This is a genomic window from Pseudoalteromonas sp. 120-MNA-CIBAN-0494, from assembly GCF_040308885.1.
In the GTDB taxonomy this organism is placed as follows: Bacteria; Pseudomonadota; Gammaproteobacteria; order Enterobacterales; family Alteromonadaceae; genus Pseudoalteromonas; species Pseudoalteromonas nigrifaciens.
Genome location: NZ_JBEOOE010000002.1, coordinates 66,578 through 78,790, shown reverse-complemented (window position 1 = coordinate 78,790; position 12,213 = coordinate 66,578). Strand labels below are relative to the sequence as shown.

The window sequence follows — 12,213 nt, the reverse complement described above, 5'->3', positions numbered from 1 at the left end:
CTTTTATGGAGTAATCGAATAACCCCGGATTTGGACGAGTAAAGAGTAACAAAGTTTGTCAGTGACTATCGCGATTGATAAAGCGCTGCCAATGCAGTTGTGAGTTAATAACGCGAATTTGCCCAATTATGCTATTTAACACTGCTACATTGCTATAATTTGGGTGTGGGTATTCGTTAAAGCCCATTAAATAATTAAACGCGTCTTTAGAGTTGGCTTGCAGTGCATAAATACGTACTTGCTGCTCAAAGTTAAGCCGCAGGCTACTTATAGCGGTTTTCATTCCGAGTTGGTCAATGTTTGGAATTGCACATTTTTGTAAGTAACCAGCGCGCTCGCCTTCGCCGCTAAACCAAATGCGAACTTTTTCGCTGTAGCGACCGGTTTTAGCTGGCAAGTCGAACATTAATCGCTGTTGGTTTTGGCTTTTTATAAATGCTAAATAGTCGTTAAAGCCAGCATTAATTAGCGCTTGATGTACAGGAATAAGTCGCGGTTTTATTTTTCCGTGGGTATGAAAACTAAAACATAAAATATTTTGCTCAACAGTTAAGTCATCAAGTGTTAAACAGCCTATTTCGTCACTATAAGCGCCCGTATAGTAAGCAATTAATGGCAACCAAAAATGCCAATGTTTTGCTTGTTCACGCACCACGCGCATATCGCCATAAATATAGCCAGTGTAAAGTGTGTGCAGCTCCATAGCTGAAAAAGGACGGCGACCAAGATGGGTTTTCAACGGTGTACCTTGAAAATAATGACAAAATACATTTTATACCCAAAACATAGCAAGATGCGAGTATGTTTTGGGTATAAATACTTATACCTCATTAATTAAAACAAAAAAGCCAACTAGCACGAATGCAGTTGGCTTTTTTTATGCTTTATTAATTAAGCTATAGTGAATTATTCACTTAATGCGCGTGCTAAACCTACTGGTTCAATTTCTACGCATACTTGGTCGTCATTCCAGTTAAGGCCAACTAAAGCATTGTCTTCGTTTAGGTCTTCAACCCATTCATCTAAAAATTCATCAAGGCCAATTTCTACTGGGCTGTACTCTTTCCACTCGTCTTTACACTGAGCTTTAGCAGCCGCTTCGCTTTCCCAAAGTAGTAATACGTCAGTCTCGTCAAATTGATTTGAATCACACACTACAAAGCCATTATCTTCTGCACCTAGTGCCCAAATTACTTCGCTCATACGTACTTTTTCAACAAAGTTGACTAGTTCTGATTCAATCTCGATATCGCTCATGTGTTTACCTTTTTAAATTAATGACTAGGACTGGTATTTATTGCTGCTTGGCGTTGGCCATATTGCTCATAAAAAGCAACAAGCGCTGAATGCTGACTAATGTCGGTTAGTTCACGAAAGCAAATCCAATCAAGCAGGCAGTATAAACTGATGTTGAGGTATTCACAGCCTTTAAATTCATCATCAGTTAAATGATCATTTAAAAAGTGTAATGTTTCAACAATACGTTCATTTTGCAAATTAAAAAATAACGCATCACTTTGCGTATCAAAACCAGAGCGCTGGCATAAAAGCATTTCCACTAAAGAGTCATTACAGGCATTAATAGTGGTAAGTAAGTGCTCTTGCGGCCAAGTTAATTTTGGCTGTGCTGTTTTTTCAAGTAAATAACGCAGTATTGAGTTTGAATCACTAAGGGTTAAATTGCCATCTACGAGAATAGGGATTTTGCGTGCTGGGTTTTTGCTCACCATAGTTGGGCGATCTTGCGCTGAAAAAATATCCAGATTAATAAACTCTAAATCACAGTTATTTTCCAGCGCCCATATTCTAATACGGCGTACATAAGGCGAGGTAACAGAACCAAATAGTTGCATAATTACTCCATAAAAAAGCCGCATAAGCGGCTTTTTTCAAAATTTACGGTACAGAATAAGTTACTCTGAACGGCTGGTTACTTCAAGTAAATGGTAACCAAACTGTGTTTGTACTGGGCCTTGTACTTGATTAATTGGCGCAGAGAACACCACTTTATCAAACTCTGGCACCATCATACCTGGGCCAAACTCACCAAGAGCACCGCCATCTTGACCTGAAGGACAGTTAGAGTGTGCTTTTGCTAACACAGCAAAGTCTTCACCTTGTTCAATTTTTTCTTTTAAATCTAAACACTGTGCTTCACTATCTACTAATATATGTCTTGCGCTTGCCACTGTCATAAAATCTCCTAATAATTAATCTGGTTGTTTTTTAATCATAATAACGTGTATTTTAGTTAGTTTAAACTAATTGTAACGGTTTTAACCTAGTTAATAGCTAATGTCGCTTCAATTGCTGCAGTTAGTTTTTCTGATTCGGGGGCTACTTTACTGTTAAAGCGCGTAATTGTTTTACGATCAGCAGACACTAAATACTTATAAAAATTCCAATTAGGTGAGCTGGTTTGGCTATTTAAGTGTTTAAAAATAGGGTTTGCATCGCTGCCGCGCACTGCGCTGGTGGCAAACATAGTGAAAGTAACCCCGTAATTAACAAAGCAGACTTTGGCGGTGTCTTGCTCGTTGTTTTCTTCTTGAAAAAAATCATCAGAAGGAAATCCCAATACCACTAAGCCTTGATCTTTATATTTATTATAAACCGCTTCAAGCCCTGCAAATTGCGGCGTAAAGCCACAGTTACTCGCTGTATTAACAATTAGCAGCGGTTGGTTTTCAAATTGGCATAAGTTAACAAACTCTTTTGAGCGTAGTTTACGCAAAGTAACGTTAGTAAAGTCTTGGCAGTTATTTTGTTTTTTAATGGGTTGCTCAGCTGTGCTTTGCGCTTGAGCTAATGCGGGTACAAGTAACGCCATTAATGCTAATAATATTATTTTTATCATTTTTAAAGCCTAAAGTTAAAAGGTTACATATTGTTTATAGCCTCAATGATACGCTAATATAAACGCAACTGATCAACCTTATCTAGACCTTATGACAATCCGTTTAGCACGCCCAGAAGATTTAAAAACTATAGTCGCAATTTATAACGAAACCATTGCCAGCAGAATGGTTACCGCCGATACCGAAGAGGTAAGCGTTACCGACAAGCAAGCTTGGTTTGATAGTCACACTTCTCAGCGGCCAATTTATGTATATTCTGAAAATGACCAAGTGTTAGCATGGCTTAGTTATAAACCGTTTTATGGGCGCGTAGCTTACGAAGGCACGGTAGAAATAAGTATTTATATTACCGCTAAAGCACAAGGCAAAGGTTTAGGTAAAACACTGATGGAGTTTGCCCAAACGCAAGCTAAGCAACTTAATATTAAAGTGCTGCTAGGGTTCATTTTTAGTCATAATTTACCCAGTATTAAACTATTTAAACACTTTAATTTTAGTGTGTGGGGCGAGTTACCACAGGTGGCCATTATGGATAATAACCCTTACAGCTTAACTATTTTTGGTAAGCACTTATAACCGTAGCGATTAATTAAAAGTGCTTACTCCACACCTAAACATTTAAGCGTCGCGGGGTAGGCCTTTTTCAACAATTCTGATAAGCCTTGCGGTTTTACGCAGTATAGTACCTTGCTTATTGCGTTGCTGTTGCAGCGCCCAATTTATATGCTCTAAAACCAGTTCACTGCAAGCTAAGCTTTTATCTTCTAGGGCATGAATAATGCTAGGGCTAAATTCAGCATTACCTAAGCCTACAGCCAAATTACGCAACCAACGCTCGTGGCCAATACGACGAATAGGGCTGCCTTCGGTGTTTTTTAAAAAAGTGGCTTCATCCCAAGCAAACAGCTCAAGCAGGTCTTTATCTTTTAATTGGGTGCGCGGATGAAAATCATTTTCGTCGGTAAGTTGGCCATAACGATTCCACGGGCAAACTAATTGGCAGTCGTCACAACCATAAATGCGGTTACCTAATAATGTTCGGTATTGCTCTGGAATAGGGCCTTGTAGCTCAATGGTTAAGTACGATATACACTTACGTGCATCTACCACGTAGGGCTCAACAATAGCGCCAGTTGGGCATAGCGTTATACAAGCTACGCATTTACCACAGCCTTCAAAGGTGTTTTCTGCATCTATGGGCAGCGGTAAATCAACAAATAACTCACCTAAAAAAAACCAAGAACCGGCTTCTTTATTAATAAGTAATGAGTGTTTACCGCGCCAGCCCAAGCCTGCTTTTTCAGCAAGTTGGCGCTCAAGTACCGGGGCTGAGTCGACAAAAGGCCTAAAACCGTATTCGCCAATTTCGAGCTCTATTTTTTGGCCTAATTTTTTTAAGCGATTACGCATTAATTTATGGTAGTCGCGGCCAAGAGCATAGCGACTTATATACGCTTTTTCTGAGTTTTTAAGGGTTTTGGCAAAACCTGCATCGGGGGGCAGGTAATTCATTTTTACCGAAATAACACGCTGCGTTCCGGGCACTAACTCAGCAGGGCGAGCGCGTTTCATACCATGAGCGGCCATGTAATCCATATTGCCATGGTAGCCGGCGTCGAGCCAGCGTTGCAGCTGCGTTTCATGCTTGCTTAAGTCTATATCAGTAATACCTACTTCGCTAAAGCCAAGCTCTTGTCCCCACGCTTTAATTTGTTGGGCAAGGTTTTTATAATCAGGAACTGCGTCGCTCACATGCATCACACGGTTAAATAAATAGCTGGGTAATTTAACATATTTAGCTTATGGGTAAAACGCTTGTTATACCCATAAGCTTGTTAGCAAATACCTATTTTTAATAAAATAGGTATTACTGCACAAAGCGTTTTAGTTGTTGTTGTGTTTGTTGGCTGAGGGTTTGTGATTGTTGGCAATCATTAAGTGCTGTATCTATGGTTTGTTTGGCTTGCTCGCCAAGCGCTACAATATGCTCTACCGATTGGTGGGTTTGATTTTGTGTTTGCTCAAGTAAGTGCACAGCCTCGGCAATTTGTTGTAACTGTTGCTGGTTATGCTCAAATTCAGTAAGCATATTAGTAAAACCATTAGAAGTACTATTAATTGATTTTTGCGCATTGTGTGAGTGAGTAATTAATTGCTCTGACTCTTTATTTGTTTCGTTTACTAGCTCGTTCATTTGGTTTATAAAATCACTAATTTGCCGCGTTGCACCACTTACCTTAATTGAAAGAGTACGCACTTCATCGGCAACTACCGCAAAACCACGTCCCGCATCACCGGCTCTTGCTGCTTCAATGGCGGCATTTAGGGCTAGTAGATTGGTTTGATCAGAAAACTCTTCCACCATTTTTAAAATGCTACGAATGTTTTCACTGTTTTCTTTTAAGCCTGAAATAGTTGCCGAAAAGCCGGTTAGCATATCGGTTATTAATTTTACTTGTTGCACTAAGGCCGACAACTCTGTTGCCGAAAGCTTAACAAAATTTAAATGCTCATTATTTACTTTATGCACGCTGTCGGTATTACTTACTATATTTTGTAAGCTCTGCGCTATTTGGTTGCTGGCATTTATAATGGTATGGCTTAAATGTATTTGTTGTCCGCTTAATTGCTCAGTCTGTTGCATAGACTGAGTTACTTGCTCGATACTTTGCACGCCTGCTTGGGCGCTATTGTAGGTTGTGTTTAGTAGCTGATTTAAATGAGTAGTAAAAAGATTGTATTGCTCGCTTAGTTCACGAAACTCATCATAAGTAAAATGGGGTAACTTTGCCGATAAGTCTGCATCTTGCTGGTTTATATTTATTAGCGTGTCGCGCATTGCCTTGACTGGGCGCACCATTAAAAATCGCATATAAAATAGGGTGAAAATAAAGCCAGCCACAATCACTAAAGCTAATGCCCAAAATAACCCAGTACTTTGTTGGTTTAGGGTTAAGCTTTCATACAGCCAAAATAAAGTAATAGCCTGAAATAAAAATACAAAACTTAAATTACCCACAATTTTGCGCGTTAAGGTAAAAAAAAGTGTTTTTTCTAAAAAATTATAAATTCGCATATAGCTACTCATTATGTACAGACCATTTGGTTATTATTAATCACCTAAGTAAGCTTTAGTTTGTGCCGGATAATTTGTAAAAATACCATCCACACCTAAATCTAGCATCAGCTTTATATCTTGTTGTTTGTCTACAGTGTACGCATAAATTATTAAACCACGTTGTTTTGCATCATCTACAAAGGCTTTATTTATAAAGTTTTTATCTACATGAACACTGTACGCGCCTAAGTCTTCAGCAAACTTTGCATAATTAATTGGTATAGATGACGTTAGTGCACCCATTTTTAGCCAAGGTAAGCGTTTTTTTAACCAGGCTAGTTGATGATGATCGAACGACGACACTAAAATGTTATCTGCTGATATGCGTTTTTCTGTAATGTTTTTTTCAACTTGAGCTGCAAACTGTTCAAGATTAAAAGTATGTTTTAGCTCTAAATTTAAGAGTGTTTGATTATTATTCCAATCAAAAAGTTGCTGTAAAGTTGGTACTTTTTCGCCATTACCAGCATTGAGTTGCATAATGTGAGCAGCAGTAAAGTTACACACTTTACCTACGCCGTTAGTGGTTCTATCAAGCCAAGTGTCGTGAATGATCATGTAATCATCAAGTGCGCTTTGTACATCTACTTCAATGCCGTCAACGCCTATTTGTAAGGCCGCCATAATGGCGCTTTGGGTGTTCTCTGGAAAGTGCCCACTGGCACCGCGATGGGCAAATACTTTCATTGGCGTGATTTCCGTGCAATAGACCAAGTTTCAAAACAAGCAGCGCTAACAATTAATGCACCACCAATAAAAGTGGCGATAGAGGGGCGCTCATGCAAAATAATAATAGCTAATAATGTGCCGTAAAGTGGCTGAAGGCAAGCAATTAGCCCCGCGGTTGCCGCCGATAAATGCTTTAAACTGGCAGCAAATAATGAGTGTGGAGCTGCGGTAAATATAACTCCCGCAACTAAAATAAGCACCAAATCGTGATTAGTGGTCGCATAAATAGGCACTTCAATAAACGCGCAAAGCATTAGGCTGGCAACCAAGGTTTGATAAAACATGGTTTGCGGGCCACCGTATTGATTAAAATAGCGCTTATGAATGATATTACGAATGGCAAAAAAGAACGCCGAAATAACCCCAGTGATCACCCCAAGTGTTACATCATTCCCTAAATTTGTATTAGGTATTAATAAATAAATGCCGATTAATACTACCGCCGCACTAATAATGTCTTTTGCTTTGGGCTTACTTTTATGAAAAAACGGTTCTAAAAATACGGTTATTACCGGGTAGCTAAAAAAAGCCAACATACCAATGGTGATCCCAGCAAGTTGCATTCCCGCAAAATAAGTTACCCAATGTATGCCTACTGCCACACCGAGTAACAGGGCAATTAAGTAATCTTTACCTTGGTTTAGCTTAATCGGTTTTTTTTGCATGCCGAGCAAAATAAAAATAGCGATGCCGGCTATGGCTGCACGATACACGGTAATGTCGAGTGCATTTAAACCAATTAACTTTGCAAATAGCGCAGTGCCGCCAAAGAGTAATACGGCAATGTGTAGGTAAATTAAACTTTGCTGTTGCGACTGCATGTTATTTCCTTATGTTGGCTCATCTAAATATTGCAGACAATGGTTAAGATGAATTTTTGATTTTTCGTGACAAATGTAAGCAAAGTTAGCTGTATTTAAGGTAATGTAACTAAAATCGAATTTACTTTTAATATTCGTTTAGCTTACACTCGTTAGTAGGTTACTGCGTTTAAAATTGATAAATACAGGAATTAAACGTTTATTTGTAAAGTTGTGCGTAAAAACACTAAACCAAGCTTGAGTGTATTAATAACAAAAACGCGCTGCTGAAACAGCATTAATAATTAAAATAATGAAAAATGAGGGAATAAATGACACGTTTTATAGCAATAAAAACCGAAGAAAGCACGGCCGTTTTAACCATGAATACCCCCGAAAACCGCCATAATCCAGAGTTTTTGGCTGAGTTTAATCAGCACCTTGATCAAATAGAAGCTGATAAAAATATTAAGTCGGTGGTGCTTACATCTAACAGTGAAAAAAATTGGTCATTGGGAATCGATTTAGAGTGGATGGCTAATACGAGTAATACCCCAGAAACAATTGCCGGCTTTATGAGCGATGTAACCGCGTTATTAAAACGCATTGTTACGTTTCCTATGCCGATTATTGCCGCGTTAAACGGCCATACTTTTGGTAATGGTGCAGTATTGGCCTGCGCTTGTGATTTTAGGCTAATGAAATCTGATAAAGGATTTTTTTGTTTTCCTGAAGTCGATGTGATGGTGCCATTTTTACCCTCAATGTTTCCTATTATTAATAAAGCTATTCCACAAGCCTTTTTTAACCGTTTAGCTATGTCGGGTATGCGAGTAGGGGCACAAGAGTTATTAGATAACAAAGTAGTAGAAGCTATTTTTGCCGATGAAGCTCAATTACAAGCAGGTGCGCTGGGCTTTGCACAACAGTTTAATAAAAACCGTTGGATTTACGCTCAAAATAAAACCCAAATGAATAAACAAATAGTGTTAACCATGGAAACAGAAGATCCGATCTTTATCGATAATATCAGTAAATTGTTATGGAAAAATTTACAGCAAAAATAATTCTAACTTAGCGTCAAACAGGCCTTGATGAGTTTGTTTGAGCTACTAATTTTAGTTACTAATTTTAGTTACTAATTTTAACTTATAGCAGAATAAACCCGCCACAAAATTAAGGGCGGGTTAAGCCCGGTTAGGCTAAGTTTTTAAATACAAAAAGTAAGGTAAAAGTGCTTTATTAAAAGTTTAATAGCTTTTACCTGTCTCATTTTAGCTATATGGGTTAAAATACCTACATAACCAAACTAACAAGATAGTGAATGTCAAACCAAGATCCAAATCTCAGTCGAGAACAAGAAAAGTACGAAAACCCAGTCCCTAGCCGTGAGTTTATACTTACTCACCTTCAAGAGCGTTCAAAACCTGCTAACTATGCACAGTTATGTGAAGAACTAGCGGTAAACGATGAAGAACGGCAAATCGCATTTAAACGCCGCCTTCGTGCTATGGAACGTGACGGTCAGCTGTATTTTAATAAGCATAAATGTTACGCCCTAATTGACGAAGCCGGTTTAACTAAAGGCAAAGTAGTAGGCCACAGAGACGGTTTTGGCTTTTTAGAAGTTGAAGGCGAGAATAAAGATTGGTTTATTGCTAAGCACCAAATGAACATGGTGTTACATGGCGACATTGTACTTGCTAAAGGCACTAAACGTGGCTCTGGCTCAAAATGCGATGCACGTATTATAAAAGTACTTACCAACGAGCGCGCGCCTATTGTTGGCCGCTATTTTGTTGAGCATGGTATTGCCGTTGTGGTTGCCGAAGATCCGCGTATTACCCAAGACATAATGATTTTACCGGGAAGCGAAAACGGCGCGCGCCATAACCAAATGGTGCAAGTTAAAATAACGCAAAACCCCACCCGAAATATGAACGCGGTAGGTAAAGTAATTGACGTACTTGGCGAGCATTTAGCCCCAGGTATGGAAATAGAAGTTGCCCTGCGTAACCACGATATTCCGCACGTTTGGCCTGAAGAAGTTGAAGCGCAAGTAGCCCACCTTGGCGAATTTGTTGACGAGGCTGACAAGCAAAACCGCGTAGATTTACGCGACCTACCTTTAGTAACCATAGATGGCGAAGACGCACGCGACTTTGATGATGCCGTTTATTGTGAGCCTAAAAAGTCAGGTGGTTGGCGTTTATGGGTTGCTATTGCCGATGTGTCGCATTACGTAGGTATGAACACCCCGCTAAACAAAGAAGCCATAGAGCGCGGTAACTCAGTGTATTTTCCTGAGCAAGTAATTCCTATGCTGCCTAAAGTATTGTCTAACGGCTTATGTTCGCTTAACCCTGAAGTTGACCGCTTATGTATGGTTGCCGAAATGACAGTGTCAGATTCGGGCAAGCTTTCGGGTTATAAGTTTTACGAAGCGATAATGAATTCGCATGCACGTTTAACTTACACCAAAGTAAATGCCATTTTACAAAACGATGAGAAACTACGTAAAGAATATGCGCATGTAGTGCCACATTTAACCGATTTACAGCAAATGTATTTAGCGCTTAAATCGGCTCGCCAAGAGCGTGGTGCAATTGAGTTTGAAACTCTCGAAACTCGTTTTGTATTTAACGCACAGCGTAAAATAGAATCGATAGTGCCGGTTATTCGTAACGATGCGCACAAACTTATTGAAGAATGTATGATTTTAGCCAACGTATCGGCGGCTAAATTACTTGAAAAACACGAAGCCAGCACGCTATTTCGTGTGCATGACGAGCCAGATAGCGAAAAACTAGGTAACTTTACTAAGTTTTTAGGCGAACTTGGTATTGAGAGCACGTTAAGCGACGAGCCAACACCTAAAGAAATTACTCAAGTACTAGCTCGTTTAGGCGATCGCCCAGAAGCAGAGCTTATTCAAACCATGCTGCTGCGCTCAATGAAGCAAGCTGTGTATCAACCAGATAACATAGGCCACTTTGGTTTAGCCTTATCTGCTTATGCGCACTTTACTTCACCAATTCGTCGTTACCCCGACTTAGTAGTGCATCGTGCTATAAAAGCGGTACTAAAAGCACAAGGCCAACATACTTCAGGCGAATACGCATACACAGATGACGAAGTAGATAAGTTAGGTGAGCAGTGTTCTACCACAGAGCGCCGCGCCGACGATGCTACTCGCGAAGTAGCCGATTGGTTAAAATGTGAGTTTATGCAAGATCACGTTGGCACTGAGTTTGATGGTGTTATTTCATCGGTAACCAATTTTGGTTTATTCATTCGTTTAGATGATTTGCAAATTGATGGCCTTATTCATGTTGCCAACTTAGGCAATGAATTTTTTGCCCATGATGCCGCAAAACATTGTTTAATAGGCGAGCAAACGCACAAAGTATATCGCCTTGGCGATAAAGTAACGGTAAGTGTTGCATCGGTTAGCTTAGAAGACAGACGCATAAACTTAACCCTTAAAGGCGATAAAGCGCAAGACCGATACACGCGCCGCCGTGGGCCAAAAGGCACTGATAAATCTGAGCATGCACCTGCGAGTGTACGTTCACAGTTAAAAGCAGGCAAAGTACCGGGTAAAAAATCGCATGGCGATGAAAAACCTAAAGGTAAAAAAAGGCCAGCAAGCAAAGATAAAGGTAAACCTGCAAATAAGTCGGCAACTCAACCAGCAGACAAAAAAGCAGTAGATGCCACAGCAAATAAAAAACCGAAAAAAAAGGCCGTTAAAAAGCCTAAAAGAGTAGGCAAAAATGCCCGCAAACGTAATACCCCAGGAGCAGAAAATACGTGAGTAATGAATTAATTTTTGGTTTTCATTCTGTTGAAGCGATTTTAGCAAGCGAACCAGAGCGTTTTGTAGAAATTTACGCGCTTAAAGGGCGTGACGATAAACGCTCAACCCCGATTATTGATGAAGCACTTAAATTTGGTATTTCAGTACAGTACATGCAACGCAAAGCCCTTGATAGCAAATCAAAAGGCGAGCAGCATCAAGGTATTATTGCCAACGTAAAAGCAGCACCAACGTTTAACGAAAAAGATCTTGATGCGATTATTGCACGTGAAGATACTCCATTTTTGTTAGTGCTTGATGGCATTACTGATCCGCATAACTTAGGTGCATGTTTACGTAGTGCCGACGCCGCTGGCGTACATGCTGTAATTGTACCTAAAGATCGCTCAGCTAAGCTTAACGGCACAGCGCGTAAAGTTGCCTGTGGCGCAGCCGAAACAGTACCGCTTATTCAGGTTACTAACCTTGCACGTACATTGCGCGAAATTAAAGACGCTGGTGTTTGGGTTGTAGGCACTGCAGGCGAAACAGATAACCACGTATTTGATGCCAGCTTAACAGGGCCAATGGCTATTGTTATGGGTGCCGAAGGCGAAGGCATGCGCCGTTTAACCCGCGAGCATTGCGATTTGTTAGTTAAAATACCTATGGCGGGAACGGTTTCAAGCTTAAACGTATCGGTAGCCACAGGTATTTGTTTATTTGAAGTATTACGCCAACGTAGCGTTAATAACTAAGTTATTAACTGGCTCGTTGAAGCAATAAAAAAACCGAGGTTGAAAATTCAACCTCGGTTTTTTTGTGTTCGTAATTTAGTGCAGTTGTTATAAACGGTTCAATAACAAGGCAATAATTTAGATGTGTAGTGTTTCCTACATAAAAATTACT

13 protein-coding genes are annotated in these 12,213 nt (G+C 39.8%); 4 read left to right on the top strand and 9 right to left on the bottom strand.

The genetic code is table 11. The features are described 5' to 3' along the window. Positions 1 to 58 precede the first annotated feature (58 nt). The 5 genes from AAEY55_RS02045 to AAEY55_RS02025 all read right to left on the bottom strand — a co-directional run bounded on the left by AAEY55_RS02045 (position 59) and on the right by AAEY55_RS02025 (position 2,857). Positions 59 to 739 (bottom strand): hypothetical protein, encoded by a 681-nt coding sequence (locus AAEY55_RS02045; protein ID WP_011329139.1) that lies wholly within the window; start codon positions 737 to 739, stop codon positions 59 to 61. Positions 740 to 906: 167 nt separating this feature from the next. After that, positions 907 to 1,257, bottom strand: a complete 351-nt coding sequence (locus tag AAEY55_RS02040) for a DUF2750 domain-containing protein (RefSeq protein WP_011329138.1) — start codon at positions 1,255 to 1,257, stop codon at positions 907 to 909. Positions 1,258 to 1,274: 17 nt separating this feature from the next. Further along, entirely contained in the window at positions 1,275 to 1,853 is a 579-nt protein-coding gene (locus tag AAEY55_RS02035; RefSeq protein ID WP_011329137.1) for a glutathione S-transferase family protein, read from the bottom strand. Positions 1,854 to 1,913: 60 nt separating this feature from the next. Beyond that, a complete protein-coding gene (locus tag AAEY55_RS02030; RefSeq protein ID WP_011329136.1) occupies positions 1,914 to 2,195 on the bottom strand; it encodes a peptidylprolyl isomerase in 282 nt (93 codons plus the stop codon). A gap of 86 nt (positions 2,196 to 2,281) precedes the next feature. After that, positions 2,282 to 2,857 (bottom strand): glutathione peroxidase, encoded by a 576-nt coding sequence (locus AAEY55_RS02025; RefSeq protein WP_350549894.1) that lies wholly within the window; start codon positions 2,855 to 2,857, stop codon positions 2,282 to 2,284. A 91-nt stretch (positions 2,858 to 2,948) separates the two neighbouring features. Here AAEY55_RS02025 and AAEY55_RS02020 point away from each other — a divergent pair, with 91 nt between their 5' ends. Continuing rightward, positions 2,949 to 3,434, top strand: a complete 486-nt coding sequence (locus AAEY55_RS02020) for a GNAT family N-acetyltransferase (protein ID WP_011329134.1) — start codon at positions 2,949 to 2,951, stop codon at positions 3,432 to 3,434. 42 nt (positions 3,435 to 3,476) lie between these two features. Here the strand turns inward: AAEY55_RS02020 and queG are convergent, their stop codons facing one another. From queG to AAEY55_RS02000, 4 genes are all read right to left on the bottom strand, one after another. Continuing rightward, complete coding sequence (gene queG, locus AAEY55_RS02015) at positions 3,477 to 4,616, bottom strand: tRNA epoxyqueuosine(34) reductase QueG (RefSeq protein ID WP_220488969.1); 1,140 nt, start codon at positions 4,614 to 4,616, stop codon at positions 3,477 to 3,479. Positions 4,617 to 4,725: 109 nt separating this feature from the next. Beyond that, positions 4,726 to 5,946 (bottom strand): methyl-accepting chemotaxis protein, encoded by a 1,221-nt coding sequence (locus AAEY55_RS02010; RefSeq protein ID WP_350549891.1) that lies wholly within the window; start codon positions 5,944 to 5,946, stop codon positions 4,726 to 4,728. Between the two features lie 24 nt (positions 5,947 to 5,970). Then, on the bottom strand, positions 5,971 to 6,663 hold the full coding sequence (locus AAEY55_RS02005; RefSeq protein ID WP_197181786.1) for a glycerophosphodiester phosphodiesterase family protein: 693 nt from the start codon (positions 6,661 to 6,663) through the stop codon (positions 5,971 to 5,973). Next, positions 6,660 to 7,526: a DMT family transporter gene (locus AAEY55_RS02000; protein WP_182676461.1), complete on the bottom strand. Its 867-nt coding sequence runs from the start codon at positions 7,524 to 7,526 to the stop codon at positions 6,660 to 6,662. The genes AAEY55_RS02005 and AAEY55_RS02000 overlap by 4 nt, the downstream gene beginning before the upstream one ends. A 311-nt stretch (positions 7,527 to 7,837) precedes the next feature. Here AAEY55_RS02000 and AAEY55_RS01995 point away from each other — a divergent pair, with 311 nt between their 5' ends. From AAEY55_RS01995 to rlmB, 3 genes are all read left to right on the top strand, one after another. Next, positions 7,838 to 8,572, top strand: coding sequence for an enoyl-CoA hydratase/isomerase family protein (locus tag AAEY55_RS01995; RefSeq protein WP_086993265.1), 735 nt, complete (start codon positions 7,838 to 7,840; stop codon positions 8,570 to 8,572). Between the two features lie 257 nt (positions 8,573 to 8,829). Then, positions 8,830 to 11,322, top strand: coding sequence for a ribonuclease R (rnr, locus tag AAEY55_RS01990; RefSeq protein ID WP_350549886.1), 2,493 nt, complete (start codon positions 8,830 to 8,832; stop codon positions 11,320 to 11,322). Continuing rightward, on the top strand, positions 11,319 to 12,062 hold the full coding sequence (rlmB, locus tag AAEY55_RS01985) for a 23S rRNA (guanosine(2251)-2'-O)-methyltransferase RlmB (RefSeq protein ID WP_011329127.1): 744 nt from the start codon (positions 11,319 to 11,321) through the stop codon (positions 12,060 to 12,062). Before rnr ends, rlmB begins: the two co-directional genes overlap by 4 nt. Positions 12,063 to 12,213 lie beyond the last annotated feature (151 nt).

Bases quoted from the DNA above. Each gene is read 5' to 3' on its own strand.
- AAEY55_RS02040 (WP_011329138.1), bottom strand. From the start codon at position 1,257: ATGAGCGATATCGAGATTGAATCAGAACTAGTCAACTTTGTTGAAAAA.
- AAEY55_RS02035 (WP_011329137.1), bottom strand. From the start codon at position 1,853: ATGCAACTATTTGGTTCTGTTACCTCGCCTTATGTACGCCGTATTAGA.
- AAEY55_RS02030 (WP_011329136.1), bottom strand. From the start codon at position 2,195: ATGACAGTGGCAAGCGCAAGACATATATTAGTAGATAGTGAAGCACAG.
- AAEY55_RS02025 (WP_350549894.1), bottom strand. From the start codon at position 2,857: ATGATAAAAATAATATTATTAGCATTAATGGCGTTACTTGTACCCGCA.
- AAEY55_RS02020 (WP_011329134.1), top strand. From the start codon at position 2,949: ATGACAATCCGTTTAGCACGCCCAGAAGATTTAAAAACTATAGTCGCA.
- queG (WP_220488969.1), bottom strand. From the start codon at position 4,616: ATGCATGTGAGCGACGCAGTTCCTGATTATAAAAACCTTGCCCAACAA.
- AAEY55_RS02010 (WP_350549891.1), bottom strand. From the start codon at position 5,946: ATGAGTAGCTATATGCGAATTTATAATTTTTTAGAAAAAACACTTTTT.
- AAEY55_RS02005 (WP_197181786.1), bottom strand. From the start codon at position 6,663: ATGAAAGTATTTGCCCATCGCGGTGCCAGTGGGCACTTTCCAGAGAAC.
- AAEY55_RS02000 (WP_182676461.1), bottom strand. From the start codon at position 7,526: ATGCAGTCGCAACAGCAAAGTTTAATTTACCTACACATTGCCGTATTA.
- AAEY55_RS01995 (WP_086993265.1), top strand. From the start codon at position 7,838: ATGACACGTTTTATAGCAATAAAAACCGAAGAAAGCACGGCCGTTTTA.
- rnr (WP_350549886.1), top strand. From the start codon at position 8,830: ATGTCAAACCAAGATCCAAATCTCAGTCGAGAACAAGAAAAGTACGAA.